The organism is Butyricimonas faecalis, from assembly GCF_003991565.1.
Lineage (GTDB): Bacteria > Bacteroidota > Bacteroidia > Bacteroidales > Marinifilaceae > Butyricimonas > Butyricimonas faecalis.
The window spans coordinates 1,162,959-1,184,819 of the sequence record NZ_CP032819.1 but is presented as its reverse complement, the minus strand read 5'-3'; the positions used below and the strand labels follow the sequence as shown (position 1 = coordinate 1,184,819).

General features: G+C 41.4%; 19 protein-coding genes and 1 pseudogene. 8 read left to right on the top strand and 12 right to left on the bottom strand.

The window, feature by feature from the left end:
• Positions 1 to 9: 9 nt before the first annotated feature.
• A complete protein-coding gene (locus D8S85_RS05165) occupies positions 10 to 957 on the bottom strand; it encodes a PhoH family protein (RefSeq protein WP_106479873.1) in 948 nt (315 codons plus the stop codon).
• A gap of 103 nt (positions 958 to 1,060) precedes the next feature.
• On the opposite strand from D8S85_RS05165, the gene mazG reads away from it, so the two are divergent.
• The 5 genes from mazG to menA all read left to right on the top strand — a co-directional run bounded on the left by mazG (position 1,061) and on the right by menA (position 7,565).
• Complete coding sequence (mazG, locus tag D8S85_RS05160; RefSeq protein WP_106479872.1) at positions 1,061 to 1,852, top strand: nucleoside triphosphate pyrophosphohydrolase; 792 nt, start codon at positions 1,061 to 1,063, stop codon at positions 1,850 to 1,852.
• A 65-nt stretch (positions 1,853 to 1,917) separates the two neighbouring features.
• A complete protein-coding gene (locus D8S85_RS05155) occupies positions 1,918 to 2,325 on the top strand; it encodes a hypothetical protein (RefSeq protein ID WP_228423136.1) in 408 nt (135 codons plus the stop codon).
• Positions 2,326 to 2,435: 110 nt separating this feature from the next.
• Positions 2,436 to 5,666: an FAD-dependent oxidoreductase gene (locus tag D8S85_RS05150; RefSeq protein WP_127074878.1), complete on the top strand. Its 3,231-nt coding sequence runs from the start codon at positions 2,436 to 2,438 to the stop codon at positions 5,664 to 5,666.
• A gap of 54 nt (positions 5,667 to 5,720) precedes the next feature.
• A complete protein-coding gene (locus tag D8S85_RS05145; protein ID WP_106479870.1) occupies positions 5,721 to 6,560 on the top strand; it encodes a CvfB family protein in 840 nt (279 codons plus the stop codon).
• 105 nt (positions 6,561 to 6,665) lie between these two features.
• Positions 6,666 to 7,565, top strand: coding sequence for a 1,4-dihydroxy-2-naphthoate octaprenyltransferase (menA, locus tag D8S85_RS05140; RefSeq protein WP_106479869.1), 900 nt, complete (start codon positions 6,666 to 6,668; stop codon positions 7,563 to 7,565).
• On the opposite strand, the gene D8S85_RS22220 is transcribed toward menA, so the two are convergent.
• The 7 genes from D8S85_RS22220 to D8S85_RS05105 form a co-directional block, all read right to left on the bottom strand.
• A complete protein-coding gene (locus D8S85_RS22220; protein WP_394345042.1) occupies positions 7,562 to 8,155 on the bottom strand; it encodes a CPBP family intramembrane glutamic endopeptidase in 594 nt (197 codons plus the stop codon). The two genes, menA and D8S85_RS22220, sit on opposite strands and share 4 nt — an antisense overlap.
• Positions 8,156 to 8,466: 311 nt before the next feature.
• Entirely contained in the window at positions 8,467 to 8,844 is a 378-nt protein-coding gene (locus D8S85_RS05130) for a DUF3127 domain-containing protein (protein ID WP_106479867.1), read from the bottom strand.
• A gap of 69 nt (positions 8,845 to 8,913) precedes the next feature.
• Entirely contained in the window at positions 8,914 to 9,618 is a 705-nt protein-coding gene (locus D8S85_RS05125) for an FKBP-type peptidyl-prolyl cis-trans isomerase (RefSeq protein WP_106479866.1), read from the bottom strand.
• 18 nt (positions 9,619 to 9,636) lie between these two features.
• Positions 9,637 to 10,239, bottom strand: a complete 603-nt coding sequence (locus D8S85_RS05120) for an FKBP-type peptidyl-prolyl cis-trans isomerase (RefSeq protein ID WP_106479865.1) — start codon at positions 10,237 to 10,239, stop codon at positions 9,637 to 9,639.
• 127 nt (positions 10,240 to 10,366) lie between these two features.
• Complete coding sequence (locus D8S85_RS05115; protein WP_106479864.1) at positions 10,367 to 11,023, bottom strand: ABC transporter ATP-binding protein; 657 nt, start codon at positions 11,021 to 11,023, stop codon at positions 10,367 to 10,369.
• Between the two features lie 117 nt (positions 11,024 to 11,140).
• The gene (locus tag D8S85_RS05110) at positions 11,141 to 11,482 is read right to left on the bottom strand and encodes a DUF3795 domain-containing protein (protein WP_106479863.1); all 342 of its coding nucleotides are present in this window, start codon (positions 11,480 to 11,482) and stop codon (positions 11,141 to 11,143) included.
• A gap of 189 nt (positions 11,483 to 11,671) precedes the next feature.
• On the bottom strand, positions 11,672 to 14,377 hold the full coding sequence (locus tag D8S85_RS05105; RefSeq protein ID WP_106479862.1) for an AAA domain-containing protein: 2,706 nt from the start codon (positions 14,375 to 14,377) through the stop codon (positions 11,672 to 11,674).
• 165 nt (positions 14,378 to 14,542) lie between these two features.
• Here D8S85_RS05105 and D8S85_RS05100 point away from each other — a divergent pair, with 165 nt between their 5' ends.
• Together D8S85_RS05100 and D8S85_RS05095 are read left to right on the top strand one after the other, a co-directional pair.
• A complete protein-coding gene (locus tag D8S85_RS05100; RefSeq protein WP_240648889.1) occupies positions 14,543 to 16,675 on the top strand; it encodes a Tex family protein in 2,133 nt (710 codons plus the stop codon).
• A 58-nt stretch (positions 16,676 to 16,733) separates the two neighbouring features.
• A complete protein-coding gene (locus tag D8S85_RS05095) occupies positions 16,734 to 16,967 on the top strand; it encodes a hypothetical protein (RefSeq protein WP_106479861.1) in 234 nt (77 codons plus the stop codon).
• A gap of 7 nt (positions 16,968 to 16,974) precedes the next feature.
• Here the strand turns inward: D8S85_RS05095 and D8S85_RS05090 are convergent, their stop codons facing one another.
• Genes D8S85_RS05090 through D8S85_RS05080 form a run of 3 tightly spaced genes read right to left on the bottom strand, consistent with a single transcriptional unit; the run spans position 16,975 to position 20,365 of the window.
• Positions 16,975 to 17,673, bottom strand: coding sequence for an ABC transporter permease (locus D8S85_RS05090; RefSeq protein WP_127074877.1), 699 nt, complete (start codon positions 17,671 to 17,673; stop codon positions 16,975 to 16,977).
• Positions 17,670 to 19,304, bottom strand: coding sequence for an ABC transporter permease (locus D8S85_RS05085; protein ID WP_127074876.1), 1,635 nt, complete (start codon positions 19,302 to 19,304; stop codon positions 17,670 to 17,672). Before D8S85_RS05085 ends, D8S85_RS05090 begins: the two co-directional genes overlap by 4 nt.
• Before the next feature lie 2 nt (positions 19,305 to 19,306).
• Positions 19,307 to 20,365 (bottom strand): ABC transporter permease, encoded by a 1,059-nt coding sequence (locus D8S85_RS05080; RefSeq protein ID WP_158641509.1) that lies wholly within the window; start codon positions 20,363 to 20,365, stop codon positions 19,307 to 19,309.
• Positions 20,366 to 20,507: 142 nt separating this feature from the next.
• Between D8S85_RS05080 and D8S85_RS05075 the strand changes: the two genes are divergently transcribed.
• Positions 20,508 to 21,167 (top strand): sensor histidine kinase, encoded by a 660-nt coding sequence (locus D8S85_RS05075; protein WP_158641508.1) that lies wholly within the window; start codon positions 20,508 to 20,510, stop codon positions 21,165 to 21,167.
• A gap of 397 nt (positions 21,168 to 21,564) precedes the next feature.
• On the opposite strand, the pseudogene D8S85_RS05070 reads toward D8S85_RS05075, so the two are convergent.
• Positions 21,565 to 21,735, bottom strand: a pseudogene (locus D8S85_RS05070) (site-specific integrase); the annotation flags it as partial.
• Positions 21,736 to 21,861 lie beyond the last annotated feature (126 nt).

The following is a 21,861-nucleotide window of genomic DNA, read 5'->3' as shown; positions in this document are numbered from 1 at the left end:
AAATATCCGTTATTTAGTTTTTTCTTCGTTGTTGTAAGCGTTTACAATCTCTTTCACCAACCTGTGGCGAACGATGTCGCTGTTGTCGAATTCGACAAATGCAATGCCTTTTATATGATGTAGCAATTTGAAGGCATGAATTAATCCGGAATCACTTTGTTTGGGAAGGTCAATTTGGCTCATATCCCCGGTGATCACGAATTTAGCGTTAACACCCATGCGGGTTAGGAACATCTTTAACTGATTTCTCGTTGTGTTTTGAGCTTCATCAAGAATCACGAATGCATCATTAAGCGTCCGTCCTCTCATGTATGCCAAGGGGGCAATTTGAATGATTTCCGTTTCGAGGTATTCACTCAATTTTTTTGAAGGAATCATGTCAGAAAGCGCATCGTACAAAGGCTGTAAGTAAGGGTCAACTTTCTCTTTCATATCCCCGGGCAGAAATCCGAGGCTTTCGCCGGCCTCTACAGCCGGACGACTTAGAATGATTCGTTTGACCTCTTTGTTGCGTAATGCTTTAACCGCTAGAGCAATTGCCGTGTAGGTTTTACCGGAACCTGCGGGCCCCGTGGCAAAAAGAAGGTCATTTATTCTTGCTAAATCGACGAGTTTACGTTGGTTCGGCGTTCTAGCCCGTATGATTTTCCCATTGTTCCCGAAAACAATGATTGAGGCCGGGTCCTCGGGGTCTTCCACGATCTCGTCTTCCAGAATAATTCTTTTCAGATTAGCGATCGTGAGCATATTATATTTATTATAATGTTCCAGAAGAGCATTAATTTTGGAAACAAGGACATCAATGTCGCTTTCTTCTCCTTGAATAATGATCTCATCGCCCCTGGCAGTGATTTTTAACTTGGGGAAAAATTCTTTCAACGTGATGAATTTTGCATTGTTAATGCCGTAAAAGTCAATAGGATCAATGTTTCCAATACTTATTCTTCTCTCTATCATGAAACTTAAAATAAAAGCCTTATTTTTGCAGGTGCAAAGTAGGGAAAACAATTGAAAATTGAAAGTTGGGAATTGAAAATTTTTCACGAGAGTAGAGTTTGTTATGGAGAAAGATTTTACAAAACAGAAAGAAGCTTTTGCCGAGCTCTTGGATATAATGGAAACCTTGAGGGAAAAGTGTCCTTGGGATCATAAACAGACGATGGAGTCTTTGCGGACGTTGTCCGTGGAAGAAGTCTATGAATTGGGAGATGCAATTCTGAAAAATGATATGCAGGAGGTGAAAAAGGAGTTGGGAGATCTGATCATGCATATCGTGTTTTATGCATTGATCGGAAAGGAACAGGAACAATTTGATATGACAGATGTATTGAACGAGATCTGTGCCAAGTTGCGTTATCGTCACCCGCATATTTACGGGGAGGTGAAGGTCGAGGACGAGAATGACGTGTTGCGTAATTGGGAACAATTAAAGTTGAAAGAGAAGGGACGTCATAATAAAGTTCTGGAAGGAGTTCCGGATACTCTTCCGGCTTTAGTGAAAGCATACCGCATTCAAGATAAGGTGAGAGGAATTGGGTTTGATTGGAAACAGAAAGAGGATGTGTGGCAAAAAGTACGGGAGGAGTTAGGAGAATTGGAAGTTGAGGTTGCCCGGAAGGATCAGATGCGTATGGAAGAAGAATTCGGTGATTTCATGTTTGCCATGATTAATGCGGCAAGGCTATACGGTATAAATCCGGAAAATGCCTTGGAAAAGTCCAACAAGAAATTTATTCGTCGTTTTTCTTACGTGGAAGAAAAAGCCCATGAAACAAATCGTAAACTCTCGGAAATGACTTTGGAGGAAATGGACGAATATTGGAATGAGGCAAAAGCAATGGAAAAAGCTTAGCATGAAAAAAATGTATTAATTTATGATTTATGAATTACGATTTATGATTGAAAAACGAGTATTTCGTGGATAGAAATCTAAAATTAATGAGTGGTTGGAATCTAAAATCTAAAATTAGCAAGGTGGATTTAACAGGTAAATGGAAATATAAAGAGGATTATGGCTACGGGGTGGCCGAGGGTGAATTATTCCTGAAGCAGGAAGGGAATGATTTATCAGGGAGAATTATTTTTACGGATAAACTTGATGGAGAGGATGGATATATGTTGCAGGAGTTTTTAGTGGGAAGGCTTGAAGAACACAAGGTAAAATTGGATGCCGAGGAGTTTGATATTATTCATTCCGAACATGAGATAGAGTACGAGTTGGATAGTTGGTTTGGCATCTTGGTAGATGACGATACGATCATTGGGGTGAGTAAGGATGGCCAGGGGATCGAGGGGAAATTCACCTTCACGAGGGAAAAGAATTGAATGTTAAAAAAACGATAAACCTTGAAAGCTGACTTTTGTCAGCTTTTTTTTGTCTCGGATCGGTTATATTGCAAAAGAATCTAATAACCTAATTAATAAATATATAACTTATATCGAAGATTAATGCGCACCCGATTCTAGATGTTCCGAAACGAGATAAAGTGATTTTCACTTTTAACGGGAAACAAATCGACGGAGAAAAAGGTTTTACTATTGCGTCGGCTTTACATCAAGCCGGATACCCTGTGCATAGTCACAGTCTGGATGGTCGGGGGCGTTCTCTGGCTTGCGGTATCGGGAAGTGTGGGGCCTGTGAGATGCTGGTGGATGGTAAAGTACGGCGCATTTGCGTGACAAAAGTGGATGGTGTGAAAGAGGTACGGGAGTTCGCCCAAGGGAAAATGGCTGAACAACACGCTGAACACCGGATTGATATCCGGAAAGTACTTCGTACCACGGTGGTAATCGTGGGTGCTGGGCCAGCAGGATTAGCCGTACGGGAAGAGTTCGAGAAGTATGGCATAGATAATATTGTTATTGATAATAATGATAAAATTGGCGGACAGTTTAATATGCAGACCCACCAGTTTTTCTTTTTTGAGAAAGAAAAACGTTTCGGTGGAATGCGTGGATTTGATATTGCCAAAACATTGGCAGAGGAGAATATGGAGGGGATTTATCTGAATTCTACCGTTTGGGATATTCTGGAGGGAAAACGAGTGGCCGTGAAAAATTTGGAAACAGATACCGTGTTTTTCGTGGATGCTGATTATCTGGTTGTGGCCACGGGTGCCGTACCCTTCATGCCAGCCTTCGAAAACGATGATCTACCCGGGGTGTACACGGCGGCTGTCGTTCAGAAAATGATGAATAACGAACTCACGTTGTTAGGGAAAAACGTCTTGACCGTGGGGGCCGGAAATATCGGTTATCTGACCTCCTACCAGTTGATGCAGGCTGGAGCCCACGTGAAGGCGATTATTGAGGGTATGCCTAAAGAAGGAGGTTTTCCTGTACAAGCCAACCGGGTTCGTCGTTTGGCAATACCGATCATGACATCTCACGTGTTATTGAAAGCGATTCCGAATGCTGATCACACGGGCATCACAGGAGCGGTTATTGCCGAGTGTGAGAACTTTAAATCGATCCCCGGTACAGAAAGAATATTGAATGGGATAGATGTTATCAATATATGTACGGGATTAATACCTGATAATCAATTGTTGATGAAAGGGAAGGCTGTCTTTGGAGATCATTGTTATGCCGCAGGTGATGCCGTGAGAATAGGAGAGGGAACGAGTGCCGTGTTGCGTGGAAAGCAGACGGCCATTGAGATATTGATGGATTTAGGGGCTAGGGTGACTTATGATGATTATTTGGTCGTTTCTAAAGAATATATTGATTCGCAACAACATCCGGTTCGGATTCTAGAAACACCCTGTTTGCCGGAAGCGGAGCGTATGCATAAACGGGGATTTGTGCAAATGGATTGTTTATATGGTTTTGCATGTAACCCCTGTTCTTTTGCCTGTCCTCACGGGGCTATAACCAAAAGTTCGACTTCTACTGTGCCTCACGTGGATTACGATAAATGTATCGGGTGTATGGAGTGTGTCTACCAATGTCCGGGATTGGCTATCTTCGGTTATGATTTGCGGAAAGACAACTTGTTTCTGCCGATAGAATACGAGGTAAATGAGAAAGAGGTAGTTTACTTGGTGAATAACTATGGAGAAAGATTGGGAGAGGGGCTTATCGAAAAGGTGCTGCATAAGCCGAATAAAACGAATATTGCTCGAGTGAAAGCCTTGAATGTTCATGGGGAAGATTTAGTGAAGGTGAGAGGTTTCGTGGTGAAGGAGAACTATCCCGAACCGTTGGATTTGGAACCGTTGTTGAAAGATCAGCCGGGAGCCACGTTTATTTGTCATTGTGATGATGTTACTTTAGATGATGTCCTGAAAGTCGTGGGTGATCGTACCTTTATCTCGATTGACGAGATAAAACATACAACCCGCTTGGGGATGGGACCTTGTCGGGGTAAACGTTGTATTCCTCGATTGAAATTAGCTTTGCGTGCGAAAGGAATCGAGATCGTGGGTGATGCTACGCCTAGAGCACCTTTGTCTAACCAGTTGAATTTGGGTGAATTGTACCCGCCGAAACGGGGCGACGAACATCGAGTGGCTAATCGGACAGATTTTAAGAAGATTGAGATTGGGGCATTGATCGCCGGAGGGGGTATTGCCGGAAGTGCTTTGTTCCGCTATATGTCTGATGCCGGTTTGAATCCTGTGCTGGTGAACGCGGATAGAGGTTCTTCTTGGAGAAATATCGGGGGAGGTCGTACGGCCTTCTCTTTACCGGAGCTAGCTGAAATTGCAGAGCATAATCATGCCATATTTAAAGAATTACAGAAAATATCAAATATTGATTACAAGACGACACGCTATATTAATTTGGCTCATGATGAATCCACGTTTAATGCTTTGGATGCAAGTCGTGCGTGGTCGGATGCTTTTATGGTTGACCCGAAGAACTTCCACAAGGAGATTTCTCCTTATTTCAGCACGAAGTCCAAGCGTTACTTGGGAGCTTTGATTACCAATGATTGCTGGCAGGCAACACCCGGTAAAGTGGTTGATTTAATTCGTAATATGGGTGTTTCAGCCGGGGGACGGATCGTGGAAGATTGCAAGGTGCTGGAAGTAATGAAAGAGGGATCGACATATAGTATATTAGTATTGACACATGATAAGAAATACGTAGAATTCCGTACGGAGATATTCGTGAATGCCTTGGGAGCCGGGGCTGGAAAGATATGCGAGGGATTGGGAATTCATGCAGGATTGTACCCGGTACGCCATCAGGCGTTTATCACTCGTCGTTTACCTATGCTGGGAAAAAACGGTGATAGTTTGGATATGTTGATAGATCGGCAGGAATATAAAGGGTTCTCCGCTGTTTATGGGCAACAACTACTCCACACAGGACAGATTATCGGTTGTGCTTCTCCGCGGGTGGATGCGTTGAGGACGGATAAAAATTTGATCTTGAATACGAAGGAGTTCATGGAAATTGTCAGTGAATTCTTCGTGGATTGGGTGCCCGAGTTGGCGGGAGTAAGTATACAAGCCACGTGGTCAGGTTATTACACGGAGCCTCGCTATATCGTTGATCCCGAGTTAGGTCTGTTTGTCGGTATGCGGGGACATGGTTTCATGTTATCTCAATATCTGGCTAAAATCTATGTTGATAAATTAATGGGCCGTCCGGTACCGGAGTATTTTGATCAGTTGAAGTTAAATGGACCGGGATTATCGGAGAAAGCTTTTAAATGATGTAGTGATTTTAAATCTAAAATTATTCCTATCTTTGCATCAAAATAACAGAATATGATAAAGTTAGGCGAATACAACATATTGAAGGTCGTTAAGATCGTGGATTTTGGTGTTTATTTGGATGGAGGAGAGTATTGGGGGGAGATTTTGTTACCCAAAGAAACAGCTCCGGCCGAATGTAAGGAAGGTGACGAATTAAATGTTTTCATTTATTTTGACTCGGAAGATCGGGTGATTGCCACGATGACAATACCTAAGGCTGTCGTGGGTGATTTTGCTTTGATGAAAGTGGTGGGAACGAGTCGAGTGGGTGCCTTTCTGGACTGGGGATTGCGTAAGGATTTGCTGGTTCCTTTCCGGGAACAACGGGAAGAGATGGTGGTGGGACGTGAATACCTGGTTTATGTCTATGTGGACAAAACGACAGACCGAATTGTCGCTTCCACGAGGTTAAATCGTTTCCTCGATAAAACCCCGGCAGATTACAAACTGGGACAGGAGGTTGAGTTAATCGTTGCCCGGCGTACGGATTTAGGGTATAGTGTCATCGTTAATAACAGCCACGAGGCTATTATCTATCGTAACGAGATATTTCAACCCATATCCATTGGCCAACACTTGACCGGTTACATTAAGACGATTCGGGAAGACGGGAAAATCGATTGTATTCTACAAAAGAATGATGGTCATGAACAAATTGATCGTCTTGCAGCCTTGATATTGAAAAAGCTGGAAGAGAACGGGGGCTCTTTAGCCGTATCGGATAAGAGTAACCCGGATGAAATATACCGTCTTTTTGGGTGTAGCAAAAAGAATTACAAAAAGACGGTTGGCGGCTTATTCAAACAGCACAAGGTGATTATCGAGGAGAAAGAACTGAAATTGAAAAAATAAATTAAAAATTACCTCCAGTGTTTTCATGCAGCGTATTCTCCCCCTGTGTAAGGGGGAGTTAGAGGGGGTAGTTGAAAAGCTAAAAATAGATTTAAGTAATAGAAAATGTCTAAAGTTCGGGCATATATCACGAGTTTTCGGTTAAGAACATTACCTTTATCCCTATCGGGTGTATTACTAGGTTCTCTGTTGGCGGCAAGTGACGGGTATTTTAAGACAATGACCTTCGTGTGGGCCATGCTCACCACGGTTGCTTTGCAAATATTGTCCAATCTGGCGAATGAGGTAGGGGATTTAACCAAGGGAACAGATAATGAACATCGTTTAGGCCCCATTCGGAGTGCTCAAAGTGGTGCTTTGAGTATGCGGGAAATGATACAAGCCATGATTGTTTTTGGCGTGGTTGCAGTCATCACCGGTAGCCTGTTAATCTATGAAGCCTTCCGGGATTTATTGAATTGGAAAAGTATCTCCTTGTTTATTGCCGGAGGTGCATCCATCGTGGCTGCCGTGAAATATACGGTAGGAAAAAGTGCTTATGGTTATCGGGGACTGGGTGACCTTTTCGTGTTTATCTTTTTTGGGTTAGTGAGCGTGATGGGAAGTTATTTTGCCATGTCCGGCGTTTTGTCTTGGGTATGTGCTTTACCGGCAGCAGCCATCGGCTTTCTTTCTTCCGGCGTTTTGAATATGAATAATATCCGCGATATCGAGAATGATTCGGTTTGCGGTAAACGTACCATCCCGGTTATCTTGGGTATACGAGGTGCGAAAATATATCATTTCGTGATTACGCTATTGACCGTGATCTGCCTAGTATTGTACTCCATGTTGCACTCAGCCGGATGGACTGGCTTTCTTTTTTTGCTGACCTTGCCATTATTGGTAGTACACTTGAAGCATGTGTATCAAGGAGAAGGACGTGCTCTGGATTCTCAATTGAAATTTCTTTCCATCACAACCTTATTGATTTCCTTATTGTTGGGTTTTGGTCAAATTCTTTAATTAATGAAGAGACGAAAGGAGCTTAAAAAATTCCATAGTATGTGTAAAGCAATAGCATAACCTAATCCCAATCGAATCCTTGTATATCCAAATATTAAGGCTCCTGCAAAAAGGGAGAGTAGAAATAGAACTGGCATATTGTAAACATGATATATTGCGAAAAGAACAGCTGACAGGTAGAAAATAAAAGAAAAATTCGAGTTCCATTTATTTTTTAGCAGTGCAAGTTGTTTATTGCATAGACTCATGATCAAAAAGAGTATGGTTGCTATGGTGAACATGGAACCATATAACGAGAAAAAATGAAGAATAAGATTAGACTCGCAGAGCTGATGAAGTTTGTAAAAATATAGAAGATAAGAAATATGAAATGCAATAATAAGGCTAACAGAAATCTTGATTCGCGTGACGTTAAATTGTCCAAGAGCATAGCGATAACTAAATTCTTCGAATATAGGGCTTAATAGTATAATTTGAAATAAATTCCATGTTTTCCACCAACTAGGAATTTGTGTTGCTTGACCTGCCGTACTGGATGTTAAAGAAATGTTCGTAACAATAACTTGTAATATTCTTACTACCACATTCATTCCGAACATAATTACTAATAGACACAAAAATAGGGTGAACAATATTTTTATCTTATTTCCAGCATTATCTTGAATAGATACAAAATCGGGTTTTCTTAAGAATTGGAATAGGTCTGTTAGAATATTCATATTTCCTTCGTGTTATGATTTATTCAAAATTAATAAAATATTAATGTTTGCTCAAGATAATCACGGAGTTTTTGCATAAGATAAAAAGAAGGTGCCCGAAAAGTCCATGATGGAAATTTACTTTTCAGACACCCTTATTAGATTTTTGAGAATAGAATAGGTTTTATAAGCTTTCTAAAATTTTAGAAAGGAAGATCGTCAGCTTCCGGCATCGGAGGAATATCTTCCACCTTGTATTCGGGTACCGGAGTTCCCATCATCGGAGCTTCCGCTTGAACTTTCTCTATTCTCCAACCTTCGAGGTTCGTGAAATAAGATACTTGTCCGTTATTCTCCCATTTGCGGCCGCGCAAATTGAAATACACTTTAATATTCTCGTTCAATTGGACGTTTTCCAATAGATCACACCGGTCTTGGATCAATTGAACTTTTACGAAGTCGTTCCACTGTGGATTCTTCTCGTTTTCAACTTCTATCACGAATTCTCTCTTCTGGAAACGATCACTGATTTTTTGTGTAGCTTCTTTGTAAATTAATTTTCCGGTAACTTCGTAATTCATTGTTTTTCTGATTAAAAACAAGCCCAAGAAACCTTGGGCTTGCTAGCTGTTTAAATATCGAATGATAAATTATTTTTGAGCGTTCGGGTCAACGATGTCGATTAATTCAACTTCGAAAATCAACGTTTCGTTCGGTCCGATAGCACCTCTAGCACCTTGAGGTCCGTATGCCAAATTTGACGGGATATAAAGAGTCCATTTAGAACCCACAGGCATTAATTGTAATGCTTCCGTCCAACCTTTGATCACGCGGTTAACAGGGAATTCGGTAGGCTCGCCTCTCTTGTATGAAGAGTCGAACTCGGTTCCGTCAATTAAAGTTCCTTTGTAGTGAACTCTTACAACACTGGTATCTGCCGGGATAGCTCCGGTTCCTTCTTTTTCAATCTTGTATTGAAGTCCGCTCTCGGTGATTTTGATACCATCTTTTTTGGCGTTTGCTGCCAAGAACTCTTCTCCGGCTTTCAATGCTTTGTCAGCCTTAGCCATCATGGCTTTTTGAGTATATTTCTGTAAAAACATATTCATTTGCATCATGTCGGCAGGAGCGTCTTTTTTCTGTAACGCACTGTTCATTCCGGCGATAATAGCATCCATGTTGATGTCTTCAATACCATTGCCGGTGATATTAGAACCGTACATGTAACCAATATAGAAACTGGCAGTATCAGTTTCGTTTTTCAGTGATACATTCGTTTTTGTAGAAGTGTTGCAGCAGCTAGATAAACCGATTGCAGCAACAGATAAACCTAAGATTAGATTTTTTGCGTTCATAGTTTTTCGTAAATTAAATTATACTATATCTAATAATTCGATATCAAAAATCAAAGTTTCGTTCGGTCCGATAGCCTGTCCTGCACCATGAGGGCCGTAGGCTAGATCAGAAGGGATGTACAATTGCCATTTTGAACCCACGGGCATCAATTGAAGGGCTTCAACCCAACCGGCAATAACTCCGTTTACCGGGAACTCAGCGGGTTCTCCACGACGGATGGAAGAGTCGAACACGGCACCATTGATCAAGCGTCCCTCATAGTGGCATTTCACCGTATCGTTACTTTTCGGGATAGCCCCGTTTCCGGCGGATATTATTTTGTATTGTAAACCGCTAGCTAAGGTAACCACGCCTTCTTTGTTCTTGTTGTCGTTTAAGAATTGTTCTCCGGCTTCCTTGGCAGCCTTACCTCTTTCGTTTTGCAACTTGTTGAAATAGTCCTGCAAAATCTGGTTTGCCTCTTCCGGTTTGATTTCCGGCATCTGGCCCGCGTAGACAGTTCTGAGCGCATCAACAAAAGCTTCTGTGTTAATGGAATTTACTCCTGAAGAAAGGAGGTTACTTGCAATACTTAGACCGAAACAATAACTCACTTTGTCTAACTCTTCTGTATATTTCATTGAAAGGTTTTATTAATAAATAAATATTTTGTTTATTAAGATGCAAATGTAAGAACATTGCGCGAAAACACAAACAGGTTTTCGTGTTTTATTTGCGATACGAGAAAATCATACCGGAAGATTCATTTTATTCATTCATTAGCATTCCGTCATTTAATTTTATTTGCCGATCTGACATGCGGGCTAGTTCCGTGTCGTGCGTGACGATTACAAAAGTCTGCCCGAGTTCTTCCCGTAAAGTGAAAAACAACTGGTGTAATTCATTTTTGGTGCGGGTGTCCAGGTTCCCGGAAGGCTCATCGGCCAACACCACCCGGGGATGATTGACGAGAGCCCTTGCCACGGAAACTCGTTGTTGCTCCCCGCCGGAGAGTTGGTTCGGCTTGTGGCTAACCCGCTTTCCCAGACCGAGAAGAGTCAGTAATTCCATGGCTCGTTGTTCCGCTTCCTTTTTCCCGGTTCCCTTGATCCATGCCGGAATGCAAACATTTTCCAACGCCGTGAATTCCGGCAATAAATGGTGGAATTGGAATACAAACCCGATGTTATTGTTTCTGAATTCCGATAGTTTGTTGGAGGATAACCGGGCAATATTCACGGAATCATACAATAACTCGCCCTCGTCCGGGGTATCGAGTGTTCCTAGAATGTGTAGCAACGTACTTTTCCCTGCACCGCTAGCCCCTACGATCGTTACGATCTCTTTTTCTTTTATGGTGAGATCGATTCCTTTCAATACTTTTAGTTCGCCGTAGCTTTTGACTATGTTTTTAATTTCTATCACCTGCCTAATTTCTTGATGTATGATTTAGTGATTCTTACTCACTAACTGTATTATTTTGATGGTAAAGATAATAATTTTCAATTTTGACTAATCCGATTGATTACTTTTTTTGAATAATTAAATTGATGATAGAAGATTTTCTTTTGCGCCGGGATTATGTTGGAAAACATGATCGATGGTCAGGCAATGATTCAGTTCATTACAATCGCCACAGGTGTTGAATCCCTTTGCTTGAACACATTTCCGGATTTCACAATAATTGCTACAATAGGCGAATTTTGCCCCCTCAACACGACAACCCGTGCAATTGATGGTTTCCGGGGTAATCTCTGACGTATTGTTCATGATACTCCATTTTCGAGCGGTTTCTTCTCTTAACTTATCATCATTGTTGATCGTGGCAATACGGGCGTCACAATTTTCGCAATCTAATCCGCAACAGGCGATTAATTGTTTCATGAGTGTTTATTAACGTGAGTTTGAGATAAAAATTATTCAATGATTACTAAGAATATAGTAATAAAATATTAAATTTATTATTCATTTAAACGATTACCACTATGTTCTTAGGGGCTAAAATTACAGAATTTATTGTATTGGCAGATGATTTTAGCAAAGAATTTGCGTTGCAGTGGAAAAAATACATAGTTACAAACTAATAAATTTCTTTATTGTTGTATCGTTCACGGTGTCTGTAGTAGAAATGCGGAGCATACGAAGTCCTAACTTTGTTAATATCTGGTCTTTCAGTGCATCACGCAATTGTTGAACATCGTTTCCCTTATGGAAATACCATCCATCCACTTCTATAGCGCAATGCGGTTGTTTAGTAAGAGAGTTATAGATGAGAAAATCCACATGCGAGAATGGGCTTTCAGCAAATGCTTTTTCTTTATCATTCAACAAACCCCAATCTGCAATTAATCTGGATAGCGGGTAATGACAAAGTATACCAGTATTAATTAAACCTAATTCATTAATGGCCTTTAACAAAACATTGTACATCAGGTTCTCTGACAGATGTTTCGATACACTCAGATGTGTTGCCTCGTAAGCTAATTTTTCTGCTGTATATTGTTTGTAGAGTAGATCAAAAACTGAATGTAGTTTACTCGCTTTCACTTCAAAATTGTTGTATTGGATGTAACTGATAAGTTGACCGAGATTGGAATTTGGGGGCATTTCATTACCGTTTGTTACAATGCAAAGTCTTGTCTTGGCACGTGATATTGCTACGTTGAGCAAATTGGCATCATCAGAAAATACAGTAGGGACGTTGTCTACCATACTCATGATGATGGTATCACATTCTCGCCCTTGATACTTATGCACTGTGCTGGCAATATCTTTCTTCAATATTTGATTTATTGCTTCAGCTTGTGAACGATAGGGGGTAATAATACCTATGCTTTCCGAATTTGTACATTCTGGTAATACTTCTTGAGAGATGACATCAATTTCCCTTTGATTGAAATGTCCTCTGGCATGATTACCCGGTACTGTCTTAATTACTTGAAGCACGTTATCTTCATTCTTATCAGATGTCATTGTTATGAGTTCTCCATCATAGAAACGCTGATTGCAAAATTCTATGATTTTGGGATGGCAGCGATAATGTTCTCGAAGTAAAGTTACTGGAGCATCTTGAAATACTTCAGCACAAGATTGCAAAAAGCTATGTGTTACAGCGTTATACCGGTCATCTACTTTGTAGGTTGTTTGAATGGCATTAAGCGAGAGTGCCTCTTTGCGGTTTATCACATTGGGCAGTTGTTTGTCGTCACCCACAATTACGGCATTAATAGCACATGACAATGCCAGTGCGCCTGTTTTTATATCCACTTGTGAAGCCTCGTCCATAATCACATAGTCAAATACCATGTCCTTGCTGATACAGCTTTTGGCTAAATAGGTTGTACTAAGTACAACCGGATATTCCTTTAAAAATTCTTCCGTTCTGAGCTTGATATCCCTGAGGGTAAACGTTTTTCTTTTGCCAGTACTATATCGCTTAGCAATCTTATCCTTTAATAGTAGGAGGGAAGAGGAACGAAGGTCTTTTACGTTCTTTTTGATGTCTATGTTTTGAAATGTCGATGCAATTAATTCCAATTCATGTTCTATTTCTTGTTTTCGAGAGAAATAGAATGCCGATTCTAGACTGGCTATAACATTCGAAGATTTGTCACCTAAGAACTTCAACATTTTTGCACCTAATAAAAACGACCACTTTACCTTGAACCATAAATTTGGTTTATGTCCATTTCCTATTATTGTCTGGTAGAGATTAAGTAGTTTTATTAGTTTGGTAGGCGATTTACTATTTAACCATTTGTCTTCTGCATGATTTGTTTCCAGCATTTCATTATATCTCGATTCTTTTAATAAAGCATCGTACTCTGCTTTTAGCTGAGCTTGACGTAGCTGTATGTCAAATCCTTGTGAAACAGTACGAAGCGAATCTTGTGCTAACATCTTTGCGGATGCCAGTTCGTCAATCTTCAACTCGGTCATGTTTGGATAATTTGCTTGGTTTGCAATGAACACTTCTTTATTTTGCATGTTACCTAGCTTGGCTACAATGAAACCTAGGCTCTCTCCATCGAGTTTTTCTGCCACATTCTCTACGGCGGAATTGTTGTTCGACACCACTAATACCGTTTTGTCATTCATAAGCAGATTGGCAATGATGTTCAGAATAGTTTGCGTCTTACCGGTTCCAGGAGGTCCTTGTATGATGCTAACTTGGTGTGTTAAAGCTGTTTCTATAGCAGTTTTTTGGCTCGCATTGCATCCAAAAGGATAGTATATCTGTTTTGGCATGCGATAAGTAGCCAGTTTTGTTTTGTCACCAAGGTATTGGGCCAAGGGGACATTATCGCGCTTTACATCCACCAAATCATATTGTTTGGACAGAATGTTCTCATCATCTTCAGTTGTCAATCCAGTTTCAGCAGCTAATTTACGAAGATAATCCCATGTAGAGCCGCCATTTTTATCAATCGGCGTACGGGTGATATAGACTTCGCTTCCGTCCAAATTTTCATAATAACCATTGGTATAAGTCACTCGATAGAATGTGTAGTGACCATTAGTGAAGCGAAGTAGTTCAGCTATATTAAAGATGTGCTTGTTTTTGATATATAGACCCTTTTCGTCAAGATTAATAGTTTCCGGATGTGTCAGATAAAGCAGACGGGACTGGTTGTAATTGAACACACGAGGGGATGACAGAAATCGAACAGACCAAAAGCCATTTTTGTTTTCGTTAATAGAGGAAATCTGATCGGTGACAAACATTTGTTTGTTTCCACGTTTTTCTAGGTCAATAATCATGCACAGCTTTACGTCCATATATTTGCTTATTTTAACGTGAGCTCGATATAAGATTTAATTTGTATTATACTAATTTATTTAAATTCCAAGCAAAGATATGAATTATTCGATTAAATTATTTGCTGGATAGAGATAGCGATTAAATAAAGAGTGTGTATCTTAGCAATCTAAAATAAATTACGTATGGAATATTATATAGATCCGGTCACATTCGTGACGCAAAAGAGTGGTTTTGAGAGTAGATATATAAAAAATTTATTAGGATTATTGGATGAAGGAGCCACGATACCTTTCATTTCCCGTTATCGAAAAGAAATGACCGGGAGTATGGACGAGGTGCAGGTGGGACAGGTTCGGGAGATTTATGAACAGTTCAAAGAACTGGAAAAACGAAAAAAGACCGTGTTGGAGAGTATCGAACAGCAAGAAAAACTGACTCCGGAACTACGGAAACAGATAGAACATTGTACCGATTTACGGGAACTGGAAGATATTTACCTGCCTTATAAACCGAAAAAACAAACTCGGGCATCGAAGGCAAAAGCGAAAGGATTGGAACCTTTGGCTGCCATATTGATGAAACAGGATAGTGGGGACGTGTGGGACAAAGCGGCTCGTTTCGTGAAGAATGACGTGGAAAATGAAGAGGAGGCTTTACAAGGAGCCCGAGATATCATTGCCGAGTGGGTCAGCGAAAACGACCGGGCACGCAACACCGTGCGTCGTTCCTTTGACCGGGTGGCCGTGGTAAAAGCGAAAGTCGTGAAGGGGAAAGAGGAAGAAGGGGAGAAATTCACGGATTATTTCGATTATTCCGAGCCTTTGCGGAAGATCCCTTCCCACCGGATGCTGGCGATTCGTCGGGGGGAGGCGGAAGGTATTCTGAAAGTGGCGATCGAGATACCGGAAGAGGAAACGATCGAGTCTTTGGAGAGAATATTCGTGAAAGGTCGTAACGAGAGTGCAGAGCAAGTGTCCATGGCCGTGAAAGACGGGTACAAACGTTTGTTACTTTCGTCTATCGAGACCGAATACCTGCAAAGCGGTAAGCAAAAAGCGGATGAAGAAGCGATTAAAGTGTTTGCTGAAAATCTGCGTCAACTACTCTTGGCTCCGCCTCTGGGAAATAAACGCGTGTTGGGTATAGATCCGGGATTCCGCACGGGATGTAAGGTTGTTTGTCTGGATGAGACGGGAAATCTGGTGCATAATGAAACCATTTATCCTCATCCGCCACAAAACGAGGTGAAGCAGGCAGCCAATAAAATTACCAACCTGGTCAACTCTTACCGAATCGAGGCGATTGCTATCGGTAACGGTACGGCCGGACGTGAAACCGAACGATTTATCCAGAATTTGCGTTATGACCGGAATATACAAGTGTTTGTCGTGAGTGAAAGTGGCGCATCAATTTATTCGGCTTCTAAGATAGCCCGGGACGAGTTCCCGCAGTATGACGTAACGGTTCGCGGGGCGGTATCCATCGGACGTCGGTTGATGGACCCGTTGGCCGAGTTGGTGAAGATTGATCCGAAGTCTATCGGGGTAGGTCAGTACCAGCATGATGTCGACCAGACGAAATTAAAAGAGAGTCTGGATCGGGTGGTCGAGTCCTGCGTGAACCGGGTGGGGGTGAACGTGAACACGGCAAGCAAGTATCTGTTGACGTATGTTTCCGGTTTAGGACCTACCTTGGCAGAAAACGTGGTGAACTACATCAAGGAGAATGGAGCATTCCGTAGTCGCAATGAATTGAAAAAAGTGAAACGCATGGGAGAGAAAGCATTCGAGCAATGTGCCGGATTCCTTCGCATAGAGGGAGCCGAGAATCCTTTGGATAACTCATCCGTGCATCCGGAATCATACACCGTGGCAGAACGGATGGCAAAAGACTTGAACATCCCGCTGAAATCATTGATCGGTAACGAAGAGGCTTGCAACAAAATCGAACTATCCCGTTACGTGAATGACCGGATTGGATTGCCTACCTTGAAAGACATCGTGGAAGAACTCAAGAAACCGGGACGTGATCCCCGTTCTGTGGCTAAAGTATTCAGTTTTGCTGACAACATTCACACCATTGATGATCTGGAGATCGGGATGGTTGTTCCGGGAATCGTGACCAATCTGACAAACTTCGGCGCCTTCGTGGATATTGGCGTGAAACAGGACGGCCTGGTACATATATCCGAGATTGCCGATAAATATATTTCGAACCCGGCAGACGTGCTTTCTTTAAATCAGCATGTTTCAGTGAAAATCGTACAGGTTGACAAAGCCCGGAAACGTATCGGACTTTCGATCAAGCAAGCGTGATATTCGAACTTTTTCCCTTTTCTTTCGTTTCACGTATTAAATTCAAACGAACACAGTTATGAAAGAGAAAGGAAAGAAACAAGAGAACATGGATGTGAAAAAGCATCTGACACCCGAAGAGGATGAAAAATTGCACGAGGCATATATAAACGCTTTAGGTGAAATCCTGGAGAACAACGATGATGACGCCCGGGATAACTTGGCGAATTACATGGACGAAATGAAAGAAGAGTCCGATGCCTTGGGTACAGAACCGGACGAGAACGATTTGGATAGGGGAAAGAACGCTTGACTTTCCCCTATTTTATACTATCTACCGGATTCATCCGGGAGGCTTTAAACGCCTGCCAGGCAACGGTCAGCGTGCCAATAATGACTGCCGCAATACCGATAAAAATAAATGATACCGGAGACATCTCGTTTTTATAAACGAATTGCGTGAGCCACTGTGCCGAGCAGTAATAGGCAATCGGCGCCCCGATGCAAAAAGCGATCAGAATCCATTTGATAAATCGGGCGCACAACAACACGGTGATCTGGTTTTCACTGGCCCCGTTGATTTTACGTAGGCTGATCTCTTTCCGCCTGTTCTCCACGGAGAACCATGCCAACCCGAATAATCCAACTCCGGCCAGTAAAATGCTGATATAGGAAAATATCGAAAGAATTTTCATGACTTGTAACTCTTCTTCGTGAAACTCCATGAATCGTTCGGCCATACTACAAGTTTTTATTTCGATTGCTCCCGGTGCAACTTGTTCCCAAAGTGCATTAATCTTTTCTTCGACTATTTTTCGGGTACCGGGTTGAATACGAATGATATGACGTTCGGATCCGGTATCGCTGAACCGGATAAACATGGGAAGTACTTGTCGGGAGAGTTTATCTGTTAGATAGTCAGCGACGATTCCGACAATCGTGTAGTTTTCTTCCCATAATTGAAATGGTTTACCCAAAGGTTCTGTCATTCCTTTTTTCTTCAAGAATGCCTCGTTCACGATAACTTCGTGTAATCCCTTTTCTCCGGGAGAGAATCGTCTTCCTGCGAGAAGTTGTATGTCATAAAAATCAAAAAAGAAGGGTCTGCATCAGTACAATTTGCTTCCATATCCTCCAATCCATAAGTGGAATTCTGCACGATATTGGTTCTTGTGTGATGCGTGATTTCGGGTATAGACGAGAGTCGTTCCCAGAAAGTTTTAATAATGTCGTCTTCTACGGTATAGAGCTCCCATCCCAATATAATAATCTCGTCTGCATGCGGACGACAATGTGTGGCAAAATTCATTTGGTGATGAATGTTTACTACGGTAGTTGTCAAGATGATGGATATGGTAAATTGGGCGATCACGATATTGCGAACAAGAATAGTTTTTTGTTTGTTCTCGTTCTTTAGGATTTCGGCTAATGAATTTCTATTGATTTTTAGTATTACGTACAGGGGTGGTATGATGATAATAGTAACAAGTACCAAAAGAAGTACTAGTGGAGTATTTCCGGCATACAAATCCGATAGACATAAATCGGAAGTAATGAATGTATTGAAATAAGGAATAAGTACATGGATGATGCCGATGGATACAATAAAGGAGAACAACACGAGTAATGCGGTTTCCATGATCAATTGTTTTTGTATGCCTCGTTTCGATTCGCCTGATATGAGTTGAATGCCTGTTGTTTTTACTTGTTGAATAGTACGGGTTAAACAAATGTTGATGTGATTAAAACAGGCAATGATGAATATGAGTATGGCAACTCCTAGGCCGAGATAAACAAAGGAAGGATCACGTTTAAAGATTAACCCGTCTTCGTATAAATGAGTGGCCTTTGCCAAATAGAGTTGCTCAACGGGTTTAAGATGAATGGTTTCATCTTTAAATTGTTCTTTGTTCCAATCCTTTATTTTATTTAGAAATTTGGAGGCAGAAATTTTAGGAGCAAGTTCTATAAATGTATAAAAAGAAAATCCGGTATATTGCGATACTTCTTTATCGGATAAACCTCGTAAAATCCCGAAATGGAGAAAATTTTTTTGAGAATCATTAATCACGGAAGTGATTGTATAAAGTTCGAATATTTTTTTGTAGATGTTTTTCTTTCCGTCAAAATGAATAATATAGCGTCCTAGCATGAGCGATTGTCCGATAGGATTGGCAACTCCGAAATGTTGGCGAGCAAAAGATCGGGTAACTGCAATTTCATTAGGAGACGAGAGTGTCTTACGTAAATCCCCTGACAGTAGGGGGAGTTTGAAAAAGTCTGTAAAACTAGGCGTAACGGAATAGGCGTCTCTGTATTCTGCTTCTTCGGCTTTTTCGGAGAAAAGAAGATTCTCGCACCTAAATACACAGAGATTTTCTACCTCTGGATAAGTGTTCTTGAGTTGGACTACGATTGCTCCAGAGGTAACAACATCATTGAGAATGTTTTGTTGTTTCCTTTGTGTTTGAACGAGATAACAGTTTTTCTCGTTCAGTATAGAGTGTGCGATTCGATATTCGTGTAGCACGAATGTTATTAATAGCGTGCAACACGTGATCCCCGAGATCAAGCTGACCAAAGAGATCAGTGTGTAGGTCCTATTTTTTATCCATCCTCGAAATATGATTTTGAATTGAACATCTTGCATGGCTATTCGGTTTTAAGAGTATCTATCGGGTTTTGACGGGCAGCCTTTCGAGTCTGCCAAGTTGTGATGGCGAGGACGACAAAGACGGAAGTGAGGAAAACAAATATAAATAATCCTGCGTGTATTTCAATCTTGTAAGCGAATCCTTTTAACCATTCTTTCGAGGCATAGTAAGCAACGGGCAGACCGATAAAACAAGCTAGGAGAACTCTCGTGAAGAATTGTTGATTAAAGAGTTGCATGATCTGCCATTCGGTAGCTCCGTTTACTTTACGTAGGGCGACTTCCCGGGTCTTACTTTCAACCATAAAAGTAGAGAACGCGAAAATACCCATACCACCGATGAGAATAGTTATGAGGGCGAACAAAATGATGAGTTTAACAACAGCGATATCTTTGCCGTATAATTCTGAAAAATTGTATTCTTCACATTTAAAAACGGTATTGGGAAATTTCTCTTGAAACATTGTCCGGATATAACGGTACACGTTTTGGAATTCTCCCGTTTGGTAGTGAACGATCATCGTGGAGGATATTTGAGGAAATTCGTACATGATGATTGCGGGCTCCGTGTATTTGTATAGTGGGAAATACTGGAAATCGTCCACGACCCCCACTATTTTGAGAAGGTACTCATAATCCCATAAGTTGAGAATGGTTTCCAACGGGTGTTCTAGTTGAAGAGCTTTCACGAGAGACTGGTTAACGATAGCTTCCCGGATATGATTGGGACGGATTCTTGCAAATTCTTTCAGATCAATAGGATAGTTATACTTTTTTAAGCATCGGCCTTCCCGAAGTTGAATTTGGTAAGTATCGATATAGTCAGCATCGCCGAGAATAATACGAGCTTTAATAGTTTTCTCCGGTTGGTTAGGTACTGTGATCGACTCGGCTCTTTCGTAACATGGGAGGGGGTAACCATTACTGGCGTTAAATATGGCAGGGTGATGTCGCAGTTCTTGTTTTAGGGTTTCGTATCGCAATTCATTGTCCGGCCAGTAAAAATATAAGATGTTTTCCTGATTGAAACCCAAATCCATGTGTTGCATATAGTTCATCTGCCTTGATACCACGAGGGCACAGAAAAGGAGGGCGCTGAAAATTGTAATTTGTACAACGGTGAGTATTTTTTTGATATCCCTGTGCCGGGGAGCAGATTGGATGGCTTGTTGGAGTTCGTTATGATTCAATCTTCTATGAGTGTATAAGTGTATGCTATCGCACGAGATCATGAACTCGATCGCCCCCGTAACCTCTTTAAGCGACACGTTACTTTCCATGCACGCGGACCCGGAAATCGCTCCCGACGATTTGAAACGCAACACGGAAAACGGGTTGAAGGTGATCAGTGAAACGGGCAAAGGCTTAATCTCTTTCGTGGAATCCTATCGCAAGTTTACCCGCATCCCCCGTCCCGAACGGGAATTGATCAACTTGAACGAATTTATCCAGCGGGTGGTGATCCTGAGCAGCACGGAACCGAATTTCCCGGAAGTCAAGATCGATATTTGCATCCAACCGGACGACTTGAAAGTATTTGCTGACCCGAACCTCATGGGGCAAGTCCTTTTGAACTTGATGAAAAACGCGTTTTACGCTTTGCGGGGTAGGGCAGACGCTTGCATCACCCTTTCGGCTGAACAAGGGGCTACGGGCAAGGTGTTGATCCGGGTACGGGACAATGGCCCCGGCATTCCTCCCGAAATCATGAACGAGATATTCGTCCCCTTCTTTACCACCAAAGAAGAGGGGTCTGGCATCGGGCTAAGCATCTCCCGTCAGATTATGCGAATGCACGGTGGTAATCTAAAAGCTTCCTCCATAGCGGGTAAGGAAACGGTCTTCACGATTATTATCTGAAAATAATACTCTGTTTTTGTTTGAAATCTTGTCGAAAATCCATGTGTATCCGTTGAGTCCGACGGGAGGGATAGGTTATTGAAAAAGTCTTTCGAATAGAGTTTGAGTTCAGAAGGATTTTAATACCTGTTTCTATTGTAATAATTAACATACTTTGTATTAATTATCTATCATCTAGCCATCATAATGCGAGCCGCTCCCATTCCCCTCCCATTCCGCTCCCATTCTCCTCCTATTGAAATAGGAGAGGAGTAGTATGTATTTAGTAAATGTAAACAAGTTTTTACATGGTTGATAGCAAGTATGTAGATAGAATATAGTTTGTAAAGGTAGGATATGGGTTGTTCAAGGAGGCTTACTCGGCATTTTTTAATTGAATCTAAGGGTGTAAAAAACTAGGAGTATCAACCAACATTTGTACTTCATTCATGGTAAGTGCAACACGAGGTGTCTCTATGTTTGTTATTCCTTTTACTTTTGCGCTGATGTCAACCGTCAGATATTCATCAATGAATGCCTGTTTCAATTCGGCTTTGAGTATGGAAAAATAGGTCGATGCCGTGTTTTTAAGTTGTACCTTATCGCCAAGTAAGACGTGTTGCAAACATGTCGCAAATAAGAGATAAAAAAGCCCATAGAAAACACATAACAACCATGAGCCCCATAAACGCAAAAAGGGTGCAACTCATTGAGC

Coding starts and splice junctions, on each gene's coding strand:
- D8S85_RS05100 (WP_240648889.1), top strand. CDS start 14,543: ATGGAATATTATATAGATCCGGTCACATTCGTGACGCAAAAGAGTGGT.
- mazG (WP_106479872.1), top strand. CDS start 1,061: ATGGAGAAAGATTTTACAAAACAGAAAGAAGCTTTTGCCGAGCTCTTG.
- menA (WP_106479869.1), top strand. CDS start 6,666: ATGTCTAAAGTTCGGGCATATATCACGAGTTTTCGGTTAAGAACATTA.
- D8S85_RS05120 (WP_106479865.1), bottom strand. CDS start 10,239: ATGAAATATACAGAAGAGTTAGACAAAGTGAGTTATTGTTTCGGTCTA.
- D8S85_RS05145 (WP_106479870.1), top strand. CDS start 5,721: ATGATAAAGTTAGGCGAATACAACATATTGAAGGTCGTTAAGATCGTG.
- D8S85_RS05130 (WP_106479867.1), bottom strand. CDS start 8,844: ATGAATTACGAAGTTACCGGAAAATTAATTTACAAAGAAGCTACACAA.
- D8S85_RS05080 (WP_158641509.1), bottom strand. CDS start 20,365: ATGAACTATATGCAACACATGGATTTGGGTTTCAATCAGGAAAACATC.
- D8S85_RS05105 (WP_106479862.1), bottom strand. CDS start 14,377: ATGGACGTAAAGCTGTGCATGATTATTGACCTAGAAAAACGTGGAAAC.
- D8S85_RS05165 (WP_106479873.1), bottom strand. CDS start 957: ATGATAGAGAGAAGAATAAGTATTGGAAACATTGATCCTATTGACTTT.
- D8S85_RS05110 (WP_106479863.1), bottom strand. CDS start 11,482: ATGAAACAATTAATCGCCTGTTGCGGATTAGATTGCGAAAATTGTGAC.
- D8S85_RS22220 (WP_394345042.1), bottom strand. CDS start 8,155: ATGAATGTGGTAGTAAGAATATTACAAGTTATTGTTACGAACATTTCT.
- D8S85_RS05095 (WP_106479861.1), top strand. CDS start 16,734: ATGAAAGAGAAAGGAAAGAAACAAGAGAACATGGATGTGAAAAAGCAT.
- D8S85_RS05085 (WP_127074876.1), bottom strand. CDS start 19,304: ATGCAAGATGTTCAATTCAAAATCATATTTCGAGGATGGATAAAAAAT.
- D8S85_RS05125 (WP_106479866.1), bottom strand. CDS start 9,618: ATGAACGCAAAAAATCTAATCTTAGGTTTATCTGTTGCTGCAATCGGT.